Here is an 18,085-nt window from a genome sequence, read left to right as displayed (position 1 = left end):
GGATATGCTGCGTACGCTGTTAGTTGCAGGCGCGTTACTTATATTTGCACACGCTAGGTATCGGCGCAAGCAACTACTTGTTTTTCCCGACCGGTTTGGAGCCACCATGGGCATCGAAGACGACGCCGTCGAGGTGCGCGCTCAGGGCTGGCGCACGCTCGCCTCCCTGCACGCGCTGATCGAGATCGAGCTCGAGCGGGCCCTGCAGGATGCCGCCGAGCTGTCCGTGGTCGAATTCACCGTGCTGGACGCCCTCAGCCGCCAGCACGGCTGGCACATGCGGATGCAGCAGCTCGCCGGAGCGGCCGCCCTCAGCAGTAGTGCCACCACCCGCCTGGTGAACCGGCTCGAAGACCGGGGGCTGCTGACCCGCATCCTCTGTGCCGACGACCGGCGCGGCATCTACACCGAGTTGACGGATGCCAGCCAGACCCTGCTGGGCTCGGCCCGCCCGGTCTATGACGAGACCCTCGCCGCGGCGCTCGCCGCCGCGGAGCAGAAGCCGGAGCTCGCCCCCCTCGTGGACGCGCTGCACCGCCTGCCCGACCCGCAGCCCGCCGCGGTCTAGGCGCCGTCGGTCGGTCCGTCCTCCCGCCCGTCCCTGAACCAATTCGACGGAGATTTTGCGCTAAAAGCCCGTTTCCGGACTGCTGGGGCCGGTTTTCGGCAAAATCTCCGTCGAATTCGTTAGGGCGGGCTGACGCTGGGGCTGGCGACCCACGGATGCGCGGCGCGGGCTAGGAGTCGAAGCCGAGGCCCAGCGCGTCGAGCGTCTTCAGGATGAGATTGCGGCGACCCTCGTTGTGGTCGGCGCGGTCGAGCGACCAGCGCGTGGTCTGGATGCCCATCGAGGCCAGCGGTTCCGGCGGGAACGGCAGGGCGCGTCCGCGCACCATCTCCAGTTGCGTGCGCTCGGTCTGCCGGCCGGCGAGCTGGTCGAGAATGACCTTCGCCGCGAAATGGGTGGCACCCACGCCGAGGCCGGTGAACCCGGCCGCGTAGCTGATCCGGCCGGCGCGGGCCGTTCCGAAGAAGGCGCAGAACCGGGTGGAGGTGTCGATGGCGCCGGCCCAGCGGTGGCTGAACCGCAGCCCGGCCAGCTGCGGGAACGTGGTGAAGAAGTGGCTGGCCAGGCGCCGGAAGCTCTCCGGCCGGTTCTCGTAGCCGCCGCGCACCCGGGCGCCGAAGTGGTAGATGGCGTCATAGCCGCCGAACAGGATGCGGTTGTCCGCGCTCAGCCGGTAGTAGTGGAACTGGTTGGCCAGGTCGCTCAGCCCCTGCCGGTTCTGCCAGTTGATCGCGGCGAGCTGTTCCGCGCTGAGCGGCTCGCTCATCAGCACGTAGTCGTACACGGGCACCGTGGCGAGACGGTTCCGCGCCAACAGCGACGGGAAGACGTTCGTCGCCAGCGCGGTCTTCCGCGCGCGCACTACACCAGCCTCGGTGCGCAGCCGGGTGCCCTGCGCCGGGGACAGCCCCTGCGTGTCGAGGCCCGTGACCGGGGTGTGCTCGAAGATCTCGACTCCGAGCCCGGTGGCCACGCGGGCCAGCTCGGTGGCCAGCTTGCCGGGGTGAACGAGGGCGTTCGTGCGCTTGTGCCACACTCCGGCCAGGTAGGTGGGCGAGTCGACCTCGGCGTGCAGCGCCGCGGCATCCAGAAACACGGTGTCATCGTTCGTGGGCTCCGCGCGGAGCCAGTCGACCTGGTGCTTCTCGACGGCCAGGTCGATGGCCCCGGTGCGTTCGAAATCGCAGTCCAGGCCGAGCTCGGCGACCGCGCGCTCGATCTCGTCGAGGTTCTCCAGCCCCAGCTCGGTCAGCCGGTCGATCTCCCGCGGCCAGCGGCGCCGGCCGTTCTCCTCCCCGTGGGTCAGGCTCGCCTCGCAGAAGCCGCCGTTGCGCCCGGAGGCGGCCCAGCCGATCGTGCGCGCCTCGAGCAGGACCACCCGCGCGCCCGGGTCCTGCCGTTTGGCGAGCACCGCGGTCCAGAGGCCCAGGTAGCCGCCGCCGACGATAGCCAGGTCGCAGTCCAGGTCGGCCGTGAGCCGCGGGCGGCTCGTCTGCGGCGCAACGTCGTCGAGCCAGAACGGGGCCTGGCGGGTGCGGGCGAGGGCCTCGTCGATGACGGATGCGGCGGGCCTGGCTCGTTCGAAAATGGTCGTGCCCACGGTTTCGTCCTCTGCTCGTCGCGGCGCTGCTACCCGTACATCATGCCAGTCGGGGCCCGGCCGGGTCCTCTGGCCTCGCGGCGCACCCTCGGGACGCGGGCGCGGGTTCTAGCCTGCGCCTGCGTCCACACCCTGCGCCGCGACAGCGACGGCGCCGGCCGCTCAGCTCGCCGGGGCGTGCCCCTCCAGGAACTGGAACACCTCGGTCTGGTCGACGCCGGGGAAGGTGCCGGTGGGGAGCGCGGCCAGCAGGCTCGTCGGTGTGCGCGCGGCCGGCCACGACTGGCCGGACCACCGCTCCGACAGCTCGTCGGGGGCGCGGCGGCAGCAGGACTCGTCGGGGCAGCGGGACACCGCCCGGTTGTTCGTCTCGCGGCCGCGGAACCACTTCACGTGCGTGAACGGCACGCCCACGCTGACCGAGTAGTCGCCCTCCTTGGCCTTCTCGATCCGGGACGTGCACCAGAAGGTCCCGCTCGGGGTGTCGGTGTACTGGTACCAGGGGCTGAACCGGTCGGCCACATGGAAGACCGTCCGAGCCGTCCAGTTGCGGCAGACCGTCGAGCCCTCAACCGCGCCGAGCGCGTCGCTGGGGAAGCGCACCGAATCGTTCTCGTACGCCTTGATCATGGTGCCGGACTCGTGCACCTTCATGAAGTGCACCGGGATGTCCAGCCTGGCCGTGGCGAGGTTGGTGAACCGGTGCGCGGCCGTCTCGTAGGAGACCGCGAACGCGTCGCGCAGGTCTTCCATCGAGATGCGGCGCAGGTTCTTCGCCTCGGTGAGCAGTTTCACGGTGTCTTTTTCCGGCAGCAGGATGGCCGCGGTCAGGTAGTTGGTCTCCACCCGCTGGGCCAGAAATTCAGCATAGTTTTCGGGTTCTTCGTGTTCGCAGAGCAGGGTGGCGAACGCCTGCAGGATGGGCGAGCGCGAGTCGCGGGACGCGGAGTGCTCCGTCGGCAGGTAGATGCGGTGGTTGCGCTTGTCCGTGACCGACCGGGTCGAGTTCGGCAGGTCGCCGACGTAGTGCAGCGAATAGCCGAGGTGCGTGGCCATGTCGGCCACGACCTGGTGGGAGACCGGCCCGCCGGTGTGGCCCACCGCGGCGAGCAGCCGCTGCGCCTGCGCCTCGAGCTCGGGGAAGTAATTGTCCTTGGCCCGCATGGTGGCGCGCAGCTCCACATTGGCCCGCCTGGCCTCTTCCGGGGTCGCCGCCCGTTCCCGGTGCAGGCGCAGAATCTCGCCGTGCAGGCTGAGCAGCGTCTGCAGGGTTTCGTCGCTGGTTCCCCGGCCAACGCGGATATGCGGCAGTCCGAGGGCGGTGAACACGGGACCCCGCTGGGCCCGCTCGACGGCGATTTCGAGGGCGGCTCGTTCGGACGGGGCATCCGTCTTCAACAGGTCGTCGACGGTGGTTCCGAGGGCTCCGGCAATGGTGCGCAGCATCGACAGTCGCGGTTCGCGCTTGCCGTTCTCGATCATCGAGACCTGGGACGGGGCCCGGTCGATCGCCGCCGCGAGGGCGTCGAGCGTCATCCGCCGCGACGTGCGCACTTCCCGGATGCGCCGGCCCAGGGTGAGGGCGTCGAGCCCTTCCTCCTCGGCAGGGGCCGCGGACAGGGACGGACGGAGGGCTGGATCGACGATGACCATTTCCCCATAGTCACACACCTCACGGAAAACTTCTCAGGGGTAGAAGAAATGGAATTCTTCTGTTACCGAGGGCGGGCTGCTGCACCGTCGGCGGGCCCAGAGTGGATCCAAGGCACAGCTCATTCCCGCACACCCGGCCGATTGGCCGGGAGCGCGCGGCCCGGCCCAACACTCTTGAAGGAGATCAGCCCATGAACACCCCGGCCCCGGCGACGTCCGACCGCACGAGAACGAACACCGGCAGCTTCGCCACCATCCAGCCGCACCTCGAGATCACCGGCGATCTCGGGCCGCGGTACGAGGAGATCCTCACCCCCGAAGCGCTCGAGTTCCTGGGCGACCTGCACGACCGGTTCGCCGGCACGCGGCACGACCTGCTGGCCACTCGACTGCGGAAGCGCGTGGATGCCTCCAATGGGCGCGACCCCGAATTCCTGACCGAGACCGCGCACATCCGGCGCGACCCGAGCTGGCACGTCGCCGGCGCGGGCCCGGGACTGGTCGACCGCCGCGTCGAGATCACCGGACCGACCGACCGCAAGATGGCCATCAACGCGCTGAACTCCGGCGCGAAGGTGTGGCTGGCCGACCAGGAGGACGCCACCAGCCCCACCTGGGCGAACGTGATCGAGGGCCAGATCACGCTGTTCGACCAGGTGCGCGGACAGCTGAGCTTCGAAACCCCGGAAGGCAAGAAGTACGCCGTCACGGGTGACGCCACCGGCGCCACGCCCACGATCGTGATGCGTCCCCGCGGCTGGCACCTGGTCGAGAAGAACCTGACCTTCGTCGACCGCGCGAACCGCCGGATGAACGCGTCGGGCAGCCTGGTCGACTTCGGGCTCTACCTCTTCCACAACGCGAAGCGCCTGATCGAGGGCGGCAGCGGCCCGTACTTCTACCTGCCGAAGCTGGAGAGTCACCTCGAGGCCCGCCTCTGGGACGACATCTTCAGCCACTCCGAAGACCGTCTCGGCATCGACTACGGCACCATCCGGGCGACCGTCCTGATCGAGACGATCCAGGCGGCATTCGAGATGGAGGAGATCCTCTACGAGCTGCGCGACCACTGCGCCGGGCTCAACGCCGGCCGCTGGGACTACATCTTCAGCATCATCAAGACCTTCCGCGCGCGCGGGCGCCGCTTCGTGTTCCCCGACCGCAAGCAGATCACGATGACCGTGCCGATCATGCGCGCCTACACCGAGCTGCTGGTGTCGACCTGTCACCGACGTCGCGCGTATGCCATCGGCGGCATGAGCGCGTTCATCCCGAACCGTCGCGACCCCGAGGTCACCGCCCGGGCCCTCTCCCAGGTCGCCGAGGACAAGAAGCGGGAGGCCGGCGACGGCTTCGACGGTACCTGGGTGGCCCACCCGGACCTGATCACGACCGCGCAGGCCGAGTTCGACCGGGTGCTCGGCAACAAGCCGAACCAGCTCGACCGCACCAGGGACGACGTGCGCGTCACGGCGGCCGAACTGCTCGACGTGGAGTCCATCGGCGGCGAGATCACCGCGGCCGGCGTGCGCGGCAACATCTCGATCGGACTGCGCTACATCGAGTCCTGGCTGCGCGGCGTGGGCGCTGCGGCCATCGACAACCTGATGGAGGACGCCGCGACCGCGGAGATCTCCCGCTCGCAGATCTGGCAGTGGGTGCACGAGAACTCGGTCACCGCCGAGGGGATCCGGATCGACGAGGATTGGATCGCCGAGCAGGTCGACGAGGTGTTCGGGGGACTGCAGCGCACGCCGGGCGACCGGTTCGACGACGCCCTCGAGGTGTTCCGGGCATCCGCTCTCGAGCCCGAGTTCCCGACCTTCCTCACCGTCGGCGCGTACGTCCGCTACCTGTAGGCATCGCCCTCCCGCGAGATCGGGTGAATCGTCGTTTTGGCCTGGCCAGACCGACGATTCACCCGCTCTCGCGTGAAGTACGTGCGGTGGGGGCGTCGATAGGGTGGGACGATGATCGAGATTCGCACGGCGACGGCGACGGCGACGGATGCCGCGGTGCTGGCCGAGCTGGCCGCCGCCACGTTCGGGCTCGCCTGCCCGCCGCACACCACGACCGAGGCCATCGCCGCGTTCCTGCGCGACGTGCTCGCGGAGGGCAACTTCGACGCCTACCTGGCCGATCCCGAGCGCCTGATCCTCGTGGCCGAGGAGGGCGGGGTGATGCTGGGGTACACGATGCTCGTATTCGCGGAACCGGCCGACGCCGACGTGCGCGCGGCCATCGGCATCCGTCCCACCGTGGAACTGAGCAAGTGCTACCTGCGCGCCGAGACGCACGGCCGCGGGGTGGCCGCGCCCCTGATGGCGGCGACGCTGGAGGCGGCCCGGGCACGCGGGGCGGCCGGCAGCTGGCTCGGCGTCAACCAGGAGAACGCGCGGGCCATCCGGTTCTACCAGAAGAACGGGTTCGCCACGGTCGGCGAGAAACGCTTCCTGGTGGGCGGACGGTACGAGGACGACTTCGTGCTCGAGCGGGCGCTCTAGACGGTTTCGGCCTCGGCGCCGGCGGCCGCGCGGGCCGCGATCGCCTGCTCCTTCATCCCCTTGATCTGCTCGTAGGCGGCGAGGGCCGCCCGCCTCGTCTCACCGAGGTCGACGATCGGGGCGGGGTAGGCATCCGTGCCGTATTCGGGCACGTTCTGACGGATGTATTCCCCGTGGGGATCGAACTTCTTCGCCTGCAGCTCGGGGTTGAAGACCCGGAAATAGGGTGCGGCGTCGGCGCCCGACCCGGCCACCCACTGCCAGCCGAACGGGTTGCTGGCCGCGTCGGCGTCGACGAGGGTGTCCCAGAACCACTGTTCGCCGAGGCGCCAGTCGATCAGGAGGTTCTTGATCAGGAACGACGCCGCCACCATGCGCACACGGTTGTGCATGCTGCCGGTGCGCCACAGTTCGCGCATCCCGGCGTCGACGAGGGGGATGCCGGTGCGGCCCTGCTGCCAGCGCGCCAGCGCGCGCTCGTCCAGCGAGGGCCAGGGGAAGGCGTCGAACTCGGGCCGCAGGTTCTCGGTCGCGAGGTCGGGGGCGTTGAAGAGCACGTGGTAGCTGAACTCGCGCCAGCCGACCTCGGTGAGAAAACGCGTCGCGCTGGACTGGGCGTTCCCGGTCAGGCCGGTCCGGGCCCATTCGGTCGCATGCCAGATTTGGAATGGGCTGATCTCGCCCCAGCGGAGGTGGGGCGACAGGCGCGAGGTAACGGCCTGGGCCGGCTGGTCGCGCTCGGCGCCGTAGCGGGGGAGCGAGTCCCGGAGAAAAGTATCGAGCAGGCGGTGCGCGGACTCTTCGCCCGGCTGCCAGGCTTCCCTCAGTCCGCCGGCCCAGTCTGGCCGGGTCGGCAGCAGCGCCCAGTCCTCGAGGGCGTCGGAGGGGACGTCGGCCGCGAGTCCGGGGATCGCCTCCGGCGCGGGGTACGGCGCGCGGGGCGGCGGGCCGGCCGTGCAAGCCCGCCAGAACGGGGTGAAGACCGAGTATGACCCGCCCTGGCCGGTCTGGATCGTCCACGGTTCGAACAGGAGCGAGCCCGCGAAGCTGCGGGTCTCGGTTCCGGCTGCCAGCAGGCCGGCCTTGATCCGGGTGTCCACCTCGCGCTCGGTCCGGCCGTAGCGTCGGTTCCAGAACGCGGCGCCGGCGCCGACGGATGCCGCCAGCTCGCCGATCACGCGCTCGGCCGGTCCCCGGCGCAGAGTCAGCCGGCCGCCGAGGCGTTCCAGCGAGTCGGCCAGCGAGAGAAGGCTCCCGTGAAGCCACCACCGGGCCGCGCCGCCGAGCGGTCGCACGCCGGCGGACTCCTCGTCCAGCACGTACACGGCCACGATCGGCTCGCCGCGCTCGAGGGCGGCCTGCAGAGCGGGGTTGTCCGCGAGGCGCAGATCGTCGCGGAACCAGACCAGGGACGGGCCGTCGCCGCTCACGGGCGAGGCCCGGCGGGTGCGGAAGTGGTGGAAGCCTCGGACGTCTCGGACGTCTCGGACGTCTCGGACATCTCGGACGTCTCGGCGGCGTCCGCGACCCGCAGCACGATCTTGCCGCGGGTGTGGCCGGTCTCGAGCAGCCGGTGCGCTGCGGCGCCGTCGGCCAGGTCGAACACCCGGTCCACGTGCACCCGCACGATGCCGTCGTCGATGAGTTCGGTGATGAAGTCCAGGGTGCGGCCGGAGGCGGCGACCTTGTAACCGGTGGCCCGGATGCCGGCCGCCGCGGCCTCCGCGGCCATGGTCGGCCAGCTCCCGGTCGGCGCGTTCACCAGGATGCCGCCGGGCCGCAGCATGGATAGCGACCGGGTTCCCGTGTTGTCGTGCACGTTGCCGATGAGGTCGATCACGGAGTCCAGGCCGGAGACCACCTCGTCGAAACGCGTCGTCGTGTAGTCGATGACCTCGTCCGCGCCGAGCTCCCGCAGGAACTCCAGGTTACGGGTGGACCCGGTGGCGGTCACGTGCGCGCCGAAGGCCTTGGCGAACTGCACGGCGAAGTGGCCGACCCCGCCGCTGCCGGCGTGGATGAGCATCCGTTGCCCGGGGACGGTCTCGGCCAGCTCCACGACCATTCCCCACGCCGTGAGCGCGGCGACCGGCACCGCGGCGGCCTCGGCATGACTGAGCCGTGCCGGCTTGCGGGTGACGCTCAGCGCCGAGACGGGCAGGTATTCGGCGTAGCTGCCGGTGGTGCGGGGCACCCGGGCCATGCCGTACACCTCGTCCCCCGGCTGCAGGGGGAAGTGTTCGTAGGGAGCGCTGACCACGATGCCGCTGAAGTCGTTGCCGAGCACCGCCGGGTAGCCGGTGATGGCCGCGGAGACGCCCTTTCCGGCCCGGGTCTTCGCGTCGATCGGGTTGATTCCGGCGGCGATCACCCGCACGATCAGCTCATCGAGCACGGCGATCGGCGCGGGAACCTCGGCCAGGTGAAGCTCGCCGGCCTCGCCGGGCCGGTCGATCACGAGGGCGTGCATGGTCGGTGGCAGAATCGTGGCGTATTCCATCTGTCCATTCTCCCTCGGCGTGCCCACCTCGGTGGCCTGGCGGGTGTGCCTCTCTCTGGGGGTGGGCAGAACCCTGTGCAGTGGCTGCGAGGACTGGATTCCCGGGTGCCCGTGGACGTAGTCTGTCCTCACAAAGGGGGACCGGCCCGGACTGCTCAGGCAGCTCGCCGCCACTCACTTGTCAGGAGTGAATCGCGCCGCACCCGAAGCGGCACGATCGATTCCGTTCCTTCACGGCCGCGACAGCGGCGCTGGAGAGCCGCCTGTTTCCCCCCCGACCAGGCGGCTCTCCCGGCCTGTCGTCCGGCGGTGGCTATTGGTTCCGCGTGGCCTGCTGGTTGAGCAGTGCGATCAGGTCGTTCGCGTAGCCGACCAGGATCGCGATCTGTTCTTCGTCCCGCTCGATCCACTTGCACTCGGGCTCCGGGTTCATCGGCACGAAATCCTTGTGCTGCTCCCAGACGAGCAGGGTGCGCTCGGCGCCCAGCACGTACTGCTGCCACCAGACCTGGCGCAAATACGAGCGCGGGATGCTGCGCCACGCCTTGCTCGTCGTCTTGATTTCGGCCAGTTCGAGGCCGCCCGCACCGGTGCCCGATCCGGTGCCGACCCCGTCGGGGGTGGCCAGGTGCCGCCTGTGGTCTGCCGCATGGAAGAGGGCAGTGCTGGGCTCGATGCCGTAGCGCTCCTGCACCCAGGCCGCGATCTCCGGTTCCCGGGCGCGGCCGTGGTCGGTGAACGTGTTGCCGCTGAAGCTGCTGCCGTTGACTTTGTCGTAGACGGCGTTCGGCAGGGATTTCGGGGTGGCGAGCTTGGCGACATCCGTGGCCGTGATGCCCTGCGCGCGGGCCCGCAGCCACGCCACCCGGTCGGTGGAATCGGCGACGATCCGCCGCAGGTGCGGCGCGACGGCCGGGGGGAACGCCGGCGGAAGCGTCAGAGGGAGGGCCGGCAGGGCGCCGGGAGGTGACGGATGCTGCTCCTCGTCGAACAGGGAGAGCATCTGATCCGTCACGTCTCCATTCTGCCTGCTCGCTCCCGCGAACCCGAACCCGGGCCGCCACAGGCCGGCCCGGCCCGCGCGCTACGCCCCCTCGGTCAACACGCCCTTCTTGATCAGTAGGCGGCGCCGCGCCCGCCGGGCCACGGCCGTGTCGTGGGTGACCACGATCAGGGTCAGGCCCTGCGCCTGCCAGAGGCCCTCGAGCAGGTCCATGATCTCGTCGCGGGTTTCCTCGTCGAGGTTGCCGGTGGGTTCGTCGGCCAGGAGCACGGTCGGCTCCTTGACCAGGGCCCGGGCGATCGCCACCCTCTGCCGCTGGCGGCCGGAGAGCTCCGTGGGGAGGTGGCCGAGCCGGTCGCCGAGGCCCACGGATGCGAGCGCAGCGGCCGCCCGCTCCTTCCGGAGCGTGCTCCTCACCCCGAGCAGCGCGAGGGCGGTCTCCACGTTATCCTGCGCGCTGAGGGTGGGGATCAGGTTGAAGCTCTGAAAGACGAAGCTGATCTCCCTCGCCCGGATCCGCCCGAGCTTGCCGTCGCCGAGTTTCGACAGGTTCGCCTCACCGAGTTCGATGGTTCCCTCGGTGGGCCGGTCCAGGGCCCCCCGCATCTGCAGCAGGGTGGACTTGCCGCCGCCGGTCGGCCCCTGGATGGCCACCATCTGGCCGTCCGGGATCGACAGGGTGACGTCGCTGAGCGCGGTCACCGTGCGCTTGCCCTGCTCGTAGGTCTTGGTGACGTTCGATAGTTCATACATGTGGTGTTCCTTCTGAAGAAAAAGTGACGGGATTCTGATGCGGATGTCGGAGGTGATGCCGCGGTCGCAGCCGGAAGCGGGCAGTGGTCAGGCGATGCTGCGGAGGGCCTCCGCTGGGCGGAGCCGGGACGCGCGCCAGCCGCCGATCACGCCGGCCAGCAGCCCGCCCAGAACGGCCAGGCCGACCGCCAGCAGGATGACCGAGGCCGTCACCGGAGCGCTCAGCACGATGTCGGAGGTGGCGGCCGCCTGGGCTGCGCCGCCGAAGCCGGGCCCGGCCCCGCCGGGTCCACCGGCACCGAAGCCGGCGCCGGGACCGGCCGCGGCCACGCTGGTGGCTCCCGCGGTCAGGGTCGGGGCGACCAGGTTGATCACGAGGATGCCGAGCAGACCGATGGCGATGCCCGCGGCACCGCCGAGCGGGCCCTGCACGAGCGATTCGTCCGCGACCTGGCGCACGATCTTGCCGTTGGACCAGCCGATGGCCTTGAGCGTGCCGAATTCACGGGTGCGCCGGGTGACGCCGGAGATGGTGGACAGGATGGCGATCAGGAACGCCGCCGCCGCCAGCACGATCAGCGACAGCCACAGACCGAGGTTCTTCACCAGGTCGGAGGCGCTGGCGAGCGACCCGGAGACGCTGGATGCGAGGTCGGCCTGGGTGTCGACCGTGGCGGCGGGGAGCGCCTTCTCGATGTCGGCCTGCACCTGGGCGATGTCCGTCGACGAGGCCGCCTGCACGTAGACGGTCGAGATCTGCCCGGTCAGGCCGGAGAGGGTCTGGGCCACGTCCAGCGGGATGTAGACGTTCGCGGCGGTGTCGGCGTCGGCGGTGGCGGCGGTGACGAGGCCGACGACGGTGAAGTCGGTGCCGGCGATGCTGACGGTGTCACCCGTGGCCAGGGACGCGGTCGTGGCGTAGCTGGAGTCGAGGACGGTGACGTTCGCGCCGGCATCCGTGCTGGTCAGGGAGCGACCGTCGGTGAGGGTGACCGCGGAGAGCGGGCCGACGGCCTCATCGGCCGGGTCCAGACCCAACACGGAAAAGGAGTCGACATTGAAGGAGCTGCCGCCGGCGCCGTCCGGACCGCCGTCGGGCGGAGTGGCGCCGCCAGCCGGCGGGGTGCCCTGCGTCTGGGAGCCGGGCAGGGCCCCGTTGAAGGTCGTGTTGTTGAGGGACAGGGTCGCGGCAGCGGCGGAGACGTTGTCGACCGCGCTGACCGTGCCGAGCGCGGCCTGGTCGAAGGTGAAGGTGCCCCAGCCGGCGCTGAGCCTGGCCTGGCTGACGGATGTCGTTCCGTCGGCGGTCGTGCCGTCCGCGGCCCCGAAGTCGAACTTCTGTGGCCCGCCGGCGGCATCCCCTTCGGCGGGGGCCGTCGGGGTTAGGTTGACCGTGATGTCCGTGCCCACGCCGTAGACCGAGCCGAGCACGGTCGCCTGGGCGAGTTGCACGCCGCTGGACACCGCGTTCACGATGATGACCAGGGCGATGGCCAGCGCCATGCCGATCGCGACGATCGCGGTCTGCTTGCGGCGGCCCGCAAGCTCCCACCGCAGGTAAGTGACAAACATGAGTCTCCAGTTCCGGGGGCCGTCCGGCCTCCCGGTCTGAAGCTAGGGAGGCGGTCTATTCCGGGGGTATCGCCATCCTGTGAAAACGCTGAGAGGGGCGCGATCACTCTTTTCACAGCGGCACCAGAGGGCGCACATAGGTTTCTCATAGAAAACTCCGAATACTGAGAATATGAGCACTCGTGAGAATGATCGGGCGGTTCGTGGACCGCGCCTCCACAAAGCGGATGGCAGCCCGATCCGGGTCCTGGTGGTCGACGACGAGCCCACGCTCACGGATCTGCTCTCGATGGCGCTCCGCTACGAGGGCTGGGAGGTGCGCACCGCCGCCGAGGGGCGCCAGGCTCTCACGATCGCCCGGGAATTCAGGCCGGATGCGATCGTGCTCGACATCATGCTGCCCGACATCGACGGGCTGCAGGTGCTGCAGCGGGTCCGCGCGGACGGCAACGAAACCCCCGTCCTCTTCCTCACCGCCAAGGACTCCCTCGACGACCGGCTCAAGGGCCTGACGGCCGGCGGCGACGACTACGTCACCAAGCCGTTCAGCCTGGAGGAGGTGGTGGCCCGGCTCCGCGGACTCATCCGCCGTTCCACCCTCGCCGTGGCGGACTCCAACGACCCCCGGATCTCGGTCGGCGACCTCACCCTCGATGAGGACAGCTACGAGGTGTCCCGCGGGGGAGACGCGATCGAACTCACGGCCACGGAGTTCGAATTGCTGCGTTTCCTGATGCGCAATCCCCGGCGGGTGCTGAGTAAGGCGCAGATCCTGGACCGGGTCTGGAGCTACGACTTCGGCGGAAAATCCTCCGTCGTCGAGATCTATATCTCCTATCTGCGCAAGAAGGTCGATGCCGGGCGTGAGCCGATGATCCACACCGTGCGCGGTGCCGGCTACATGCTGAAGACAGCGTGATGACGAGCACGAGGGCGCGGCGATCCCGCGCGCCCTGGACGCTCCGCCGCCGGCTCGTGCTCGCGGTCGTCGGCCTCCTCACGCTGGTCAGCATCGCCATCGGCCTGGTCAGTGTCGCCATTCTGCGCGCGTCCCTGATCGACGGGCTCGACCAGCAGCTGCGTTCAGCCTCCGAGCGCTCCGGCGTGGTCATCGACGGCCGCCGGGATTCGGACGACGAGGCCCCCGCGTTCACGCCGACGGCGGAAATGATTTTGAGCGGCCCGGCCCAGCAGTCCGGCACCCTCGCGCTGGTCTTCGACGGCTCGACCATCACGGCCGGGTACACCGAGGAGGAGAGCGGCGCGATCATCGCGCTTACCGCCGGGCAGGTCAAGCTCCTGGCCGATCAGATGCAGGAGAAAACCGCCGTCACGGTCGACCTCGGCGGTGACGCCGGCAGCTACCGGATCCGGGCGGACACGAACCGCAACGGCACCCTCTACCTGGTCGGCCTGCCCCTGGCCGGAGTGCAGAACACGGTCGCCCAGCTGGGCATCATCGTCGCGGTGGTGTCCCTGGTCGGCATCCTCATCGTCGCCGTTCTGGCCACCCTGATCGTGCGGCTGGCCCTGCGGCCGCTGGCCCGCGTGACCCAGACGGCCACGCGCGTGTCCGAGCTGCCGCTGGATCACGGCGAGGTCTCCCTGGTCGAGCGGGTGCCCGCCGCCGACACCGACCCGCGCACGGAGGTCGGTCAGGTGGGGGCGGCCCTGAACCGCATGCTCGACCACGTCGACGTCGCGCTGGAGACCCGGCAGGCCAGTGAGCGAAAGGTGCGCCAGTTCGTCGCCGACGCCAGCCACGAGTTGCGCACCCCGCTCGCCTCGATCCGGGGCTACGCGGAACTGACCCGGCGCTCCGGCCAGGAGCTGCCGGCGGATACCGTGCACGCCCTGGACCGGATCGAGTCCGAGTCCGTGCGGATGACCGGCCTGGTCGAGGACCTGCTCCTCCTGGCCCGGCTCGACGAGGGCCGGGAGCTCGAGCACGGCCCGGTCGACCTGACCAGCCTGCTCGTGGACGTCGTCAGCGACGCGCACGCCGCCGGACGGGACCGGGTGCTGAACCTGGACCTGCCGGACGAACCGGTGCAGATCGCCGGCGATGCCGCCCGGCTGCACCAGGTCTTCGCGAACCTGCTGGCCAACGCCCGCATCCACACGCCGCCCGAAACCACGGTCGAAGTGGCTCTCTCGGTGGCAGACGACCTTGCGGTCGTGACGGTGACGGATGACGGCCCCGGCATCCCCGAGAACCTCCGGTCCACCCTGTTCGAGCGTTTCGCCCGCGGCGACAGCTCCCGCTTCCGCGGCACCGGCAGCACCGGCCTCGGTCTGGCCATCGCCCAGGCCGTCGTGGCCGCGCACCACGGCGACGTCTCGGTCGAGAGCCGCCCCGGCTTCACCCGCTTCCGCGTGGCTCTGCCCCTCACCTGACCTGCCCCTCACTCGCCCCTCAACCGCCCCCGGCTCCGTGCGAATTCGACGGAGATTTTGCTCTAGAAAGCGGGTTTGAGCCCGAAACCGGCAGTTTCGGGCAAAATCTCCGTCGAATTGGTTCAGGAGCGTGGCAAACGGATGCCCGGACCCGGCGCCACCGAACGACCCGCTGCTGCTGCGGCATCCGTTGCGTTGCTCGCGCCCGCAGTCCGCGCCCGCCCGCAGTCCGCGCCCGCCCGCAGCCCGCGCCCGCCCGCAGCCTCCGCATCCCGCGCCGCCCGCAAACCGCCCCGACCACCCCCGCCCGAACTAATTCGACGGAGATTTTGCTCTAGAAAGCGGGTTTGAGCCCGAAACCGGCAGTTTCGGGCAAAATCTCCGTCGAATTGGTTCAGAGCGGGTGACCGGGCGCCCCAGCCACGCAGCAACCAGACGGATCCGGATTTGCGCCGGCCCGCGGCATCCCGTAACGTAGGGAAAAGCCAAAGACCGCCGGTTATTGCTCTGTGCAGAAATGCACAGGCAATCGAAGGTTCATTCACGTGAACGGCCCGCGCAGGATTCGAAGTCAGACTGCATTCCTCGAGAATGCGTTCCCAGCTCCGGCGCCTGCGTCGGAGCTTTTTTCATGTCTGCTCCCCGGGCTACCGGCACATGAAACCAAGAGGAGCGCCATGGCGAACAAGGAAGCAACGGTCGCCGAGCTTACGGAGAAATTCCAGAGCTCGACCGCCGTTCTGCTCACCGAGTACCGCGGTCTCACTGTTGCGCAGCTCAAGACGCTGCGCGTTTCCATCAGTGCGGACGCCACGTACGCCGTGGTGAAGAACACGCTGACCAAGATTGCGGCCAACAACGCCGGCATCACGTCGTTTGACGACGAGCTTGTCGGTCCGTCCGCAATCGCATTCGTTCACGGAGACCCTGTCGCCGTTGCGAAGACCCTGCGTGCCTTTACCAAGGCAAACCCTCTCCTGGTAGTGAAGGGTGGTTACTTCGACGGTAACCCGCTCACCGCCGCAGAGGTAGGCAAGCTCGCCGACCTCGAGTCCCGCGAAGTGCTGCTGGCCAAGCTGGCCGGCGCATTCAAGGCCTCGCTGTTCGGAGCCGCATATCTGTTCAACGCACCGCTGTCGAAGGCTGTTCGCACCATCGAGGCGCTGCGTGAGAAGCAGGAGTCCGCGAACTAGGCATCGGCCTGGCATCGCGGTGAGTAACTAAGAAACTATAGGGAGAAAAATCATGGCAAAGCTTTCCACCGAAGAATTGCTCGAACAGTTCAAGGGCCTGACCCTCATCGAGCTCTCCGAGTTCGTCAAGGCGTTCGAGGAGACCTTCGAGGTCACCGCTGCTGCTCCGGTCGCCGTTGCCGGCGCTGCTGGTCCTGCTGCACCCGCTGAAGAGGTCGAAGAGCAGTCCGCTTTCGACGTCATCCTCGAGGCTGTCGGCGACAAGAAGATCCAGGTCATCAAGGTTGTGCGCGAGCTCACCAGCCTGGGCCTCGGCGAGGCCAAGGCCGTCGTCGATGGCGCGCCGAAGGCCGTCCTCGAAGGCGTCTCCAAGGAGGCCGCTGAAAAGGGCAAGGCTGCTCTCGAAGCTGCCGGCGCCACCGCAGTCCTCAAGTAGCAGGCACCCCTCACGGGGCTCTCGCTCTTCGCTCACGCGGAGGAATGATCGGCGCGAGCCGATTGCGCTCTGACGGGCGTCGCATCCACTGGATGCGGCGCCCGTTCGTCGTTAACCCCGCAGCCGCGATTTATATATAGCCAAGCTATGTATAGTTGACGGATGTCCACGACACTCCTCGATCTGCTCGGCGACCTGATCACGGTCAACCACCGGGTCACCCGCCTGGCCGCCCAGGCCGCGAACGGCACCGAATCCCCGGCCGTCTGGCGGACGCTGAGCGTGCTGCGCCAGACCGGACCGATCCGCCTCGGCGAGCTGGCCGTGCGCAGCCGCGTCTCCCAGCCCACCGCCACGAAGCTCGTCAGCCACCTGGCCGAGCGCGGCTGGGCCGAGCGCCTGGCCGATCCGCTCGACGCCCGGGCGGCCCGCACCCGGGTCACCGCCTCCGGCGAGGCCGCCCTCGCGGCCTGGCGTACCGAGCTGGCCACCGCCCTGCTGCCGCTGTTCAGCGACCTGCCCGCCGCCGACGTCGAGGTCCTCGAACGCGCGATCGCCATCCTGCGGGAACGCGTGGATGCCGGCGAACCGGCCCCACCGGCCGAACCGGGCGACGCGGCGGTCGCGCTGTGAGCCGGGCCGCGAGCACCGCGCCGCAGTCCCAGCAGTCCACGCGGTCACCGGCCGCCAGCATCCTGCACCAGCCGACCGCGGTCTGGGCGGTGGCCTTCGCCTGCGTGATCGCCTTCATGGGCATCGGCCTGGTCGACCCGATCCTGCCGGCCATCACCCGCGACCTCGAGGCCACCCCGACCGAGACCGAGATGCTCTTCACCAGCTACCTCGTGGTCACCGGCGTCGCCATGTTCTTCACCAGCTGGATCTCGAGCCGGATCGGCGCCAAACGCACCCTGCTGATCGGCCTGGCCCTGATCGTCGCGTTCGCGCTGGCCTCCGGGATGTCCCAGAGCGTCGAGGCGGTGATCGGCTTCCGGGCGGGCTGGGGTCTCGGCAACGCCCTCTTCATCTCCACCGCGCTGGCCACGATCGTCGGCGCAGCCTCGGGCGGGACGTCCTCGGCCATCATCCTCTACGAGGCCGCGCTCGGGCTCGGCATCGCGATCGGCCCGCTGATCGGCGGCCTGCTCGGCAGCCTCAGCTGGCGCGGGCCGTTCTTCGGCAGCGCCTCGCTGATGGCCGTCGGCTTCGCGGCGATCGTGGTGATGTTGAAGACGGATGCCCCCGCACCGGTCCCGATCCGGCTCTCGGCTCCGTTCCGGGCGCTGGCCCGGCCCGCACTGGGTGTCCTCGCCGCGGCCGCGTTCTTCTACAACATCGGCTTCTTCGTGCTGCTGGCGTACACCCCGTTCGCGCTCGTGCCGCTGGGCCTCGGCAGCGCGATCACCCTCGGCCTGGTCTTCTTCGGCTGGGGGGTCTCCCTCGCGGTCACCTCCGTCTGGGTGGCGCCGCTGCTGACCAGACGGATGAAGCGCACCCATGTGCTGGCGGCCGTGCTGCCGCTGCTGGCGCTCGACCTGGTCGCCGCGGCCCTGGTGAGCGGCTCGGCGGCCGGCCTGGTCGTCTGCGTCATCGTCGGCGGGCTGCTGCTCGGCGTGCTGAACACGGTGCTGACCGAGTGCGTGATGGAGGCCACGGACCTGATGCGAGCGGTCGCGTCGTCCGCCTATTCCGGCGTGCGGTTCCTCGGCGGGGCCCTCGCGCCGCCCGCCGCGACGCTGCTCGCCGCCGCGTTCGGGCCGGCGGCGCCGTTCTTCGCGGCCGCGGCCGCCGTACTGGTGGCCGTGGCCATCCTGCTGCTGGGGCGCGCGCAGCTGCACCGGGCGAACGGGGTCGTCGACCGGCTGGAGGAAGCCGAGGCCATCGGCGCCGGCGACAGCTGAGCGCG

The 18,085-nt window shown here is 69.6% G+C and carries 16 protein-coding genes; 9 read left to right on the top strand and 7 right to left on the bottom strand.

What is annotated here, in order from left to right; genetic code table 11:
• Positions 1-106: 106 nt before the first annotated feature.
• Positions 107-568, top strand: a complete 462-nt coding sequence (locus E3T37_RS04790) for a MarR family winged helix-turn-helix transcriptional regulator (protein ID WP_134365683.1) — start codon at positions 107-109, stop codon at positions 566-568.
• A gap of 169 nt (positions 569-737) precedes the next feature.
• Here E3T37_RS04790 and E3T37_RS04785 read toward each other — a convergent pair whose 3' ends face one another.
• Positions 738-2,168, bottom strand: a complete 1,431-nt coding sequence (locus E3T37_RS04785; RefSeq protein WP_134365682.1) for an FAD-binding oxidoreductase — start codon at positions 2,166-2,168, stop codon at positions 738-740.
• Positions 2,169-2,330: 162 nt separating this feature from the next.
• Positions 2,331-3,821 carry a helix-turn-helix transcriptional regulator gene (locus tag E3T37_RS04780; protein ID WP_134365681.1) on the bottom strand — a complete coding sequence of 497 codons (1,491 nt, stop codon included), beginning with the start codon at positions 3,819-3,821 and terminating at the stop codon, positions 2,331-2,333.
• Positions 3,822-4,012: 191 nt separating this feature from the next.
• Here E3T37_RS04780 and aceB point away from each other — a divergent pair, with 191 nt between their 5' ends.
• Together aceB and E3T37_RS04770 are read left to right on the top strand one after the other, a co-directional pair.
• A complete protein-coding gene (gene aceB, locus E3T37_RS04775; protein ID WP_134365680.1) occupies positions 4,013-5,680 on the top strand; it encodes a malate synthase A in 1,668 nt (555 codons plus the stop codon).
• A 111-nt stretch (positions 5,681-5,791) separates the two neighbouring features.
• Positions 5,792-6,325 carry a GNAT family N-acetyltransferase gene (locus E3T37_RS04770; protein WP_134365679.1) on the top strand — a complete coding sequence of 178 codons (534 nt, stop codon included), beginning with the start codon at positions 5,792-5,794 and terminating at the stop codon, positions 6,323-6,325.
• Here the strand turns inward: E3T37_RS04770 and E3T37_RS04765 are convergent.
• From E3T37_RS04765 to E3T37_RS04745, 5 genes are all read right to left on the bottom strand, one after another.
• Positions 6,322-7,755 carry a deoxyribodipyrimidine photo-lyase gene (locus E3T37_RS04765; protein WP_134365678.1) on the bottom strand — a complete coding sequence of 478 codons (1,434 nt, stop codon included), beginning with the start codon at positions 7,753-7,755 and terminating at the stop codon, positions 6,322-6,324. The two genes, E3T37_RS04770 and E3T37_RS04765, sit on opposite strands and share 4 nt — an antisense overlap.
• Positions 7,752-8,825, bottom strand: a complete 1,074-nt coding sequence (locus E3T37_RS04760) for an NADP-dependent oxidoreductase (RefSeq protein ID WP_241994537.1) — start codon at positions 8,823-8,825, stop codon at positions 7,752-7,754. Before E3T37_RS04760 ends, E3T37_RS04765 begins: the two co-directional genes overlap by 4 nt.
• 313 nt (positions 8,826-9,138) lie before the next feature.
• The gene (locus E3T37_RS04755) at positions 9,139-9,840 is read right to left on the bottom strand and encodes a YqaJ viral recombinase family protein (RefSeq protein ID WP_241978643.1); all 702 of its coding nucleotides are present in this window, start codon (positions 9,838-9,840) and stop codon (positions 9,139-9,141) included.
• Between the two features lie 69 nt (positions 9,841-9,909).
• Complete coding sequence (locus E3T37_RS04750; protein WP_134365677.1) at positions 9,910-10,581, bottom strand: ABC transporter ATP-binding protein; 672 nt, start codon at positions 10,579-10,581, stop codon at positions 9,910-9,912.
• Between the two features lie 87 nt (positions 10,582-10,668).
• On the bottom strand, positions 10,669-12,153 hold the full coding sequence (locus tag E3T37_RS04745) for an ABC transporter permease (protein ID WP_134365676.1): 1,485 nt from the start codon (positions 12,151-12,153) through the stop codon (positions 10,669-10,671).
• Between the two features lie 172 nt (positions 12,154-12,325).
• Between E3T37_RS04745 and E3T37_RS04740 the strand changes: the two genes are divergently transcribed.
• The 6 genes from E3T37_RS04740 to E3T37_RS04715 all read left to right on the top strand — a co-directional run bounded on the left by E3T37_RS04740 (position 12,326) and on the right by E3T37_RS04715 (position 18,080).
• Positions 12,326-13,072, top strand: a complete 747-nt coding sequence (locus E3T37_RS04740) for a response regulator transcription factor (RefSeq protein WP_134365675.1) — start codon at positions 12,326-12,328, stop codon at positions 13,070-13,072.
• Positions 13,072-14,550, top strand: coding sequence for a cell wall metabolism sensor histidine kinase WalK (locus E3T37_RS04735; protein WP_134365674.1), 1,479 nt, complete (start codon positions 13,072-13,074; stop codon positions 14,548-14,550). The genes E3T37_RS04740 and E3T37_RS04735 overlap by 1 nt, the downstream gene beginning before the upstream one ends.
• A gap of 677 nt (positions 14,551-15,227) precedes the next feature.
• A complete protein-coding gene (gene rplJ / locus E3T37_RS04730) occupies positions 15,228-15,743 on the top strand; it encodes a 50S ribosomal protein L10 (RefSeq protein WP_134365673.1) in 516 nt (171 codons plus the stop codon).
• A gap of 52 nt (positions 15,744-15,795) precedes the next feature.
• Positions 15,796-16,179, top strand: a complete 384-nt coding sequence (gene rplL / locus E3T37_RS04725) for a 50S ribosomal protein L7/L12 (protein WP_134365672.1) — start codon at positions 15,796-15,798, stop codon at positions 16,177-16,179.
• Positions 16,180-16,341: 162 nt separating this feature from the next.
• Positions 16,342-16,812 carry a MarR family winged helix-turn-helix transcriptional regulator gene (locus tag E3T37_RS04720; protein WP_134365671.1) on the top strand — a complete coding sequence of 157 codons (471 nt, stop codon included), beginning with the start codon at positions 16,342-16,344 and terminating at the stop codon, positions 16,810-16,812.
• Positions 16,809-18,080, top strand: a complete 1,272-nt coding sequence (locus E3T37_RS04715; protein ID WP_134365670.1) for an MFS transporter — start codon at positions 16,809-16,811, stop codon at positions 18,078-18,080. Before E3T37_RS04720 ends, E3T37_RS04715 begins: the two co-directional genes overlap by 4 nt.
• Positions 18,081-18,085: the final 5 nt, after the last annotated feature.

This window comes from Cryobacterium sp. TMT2-10 (genome assembly GCF_004403075.1).
Taxonomy (GTDB): domain Bacteria; phylum Actinomycetota; class Actinomycetes; order Actinomycetales; family Microbacteriaceae; genus Cryobacterium; species Cryobacterium shii.
The sequence above is the reverse complement of the archived record's forward strand: the minus strand, read 5'-3'. Positions and strand labels throughout refer to the sequence as shown.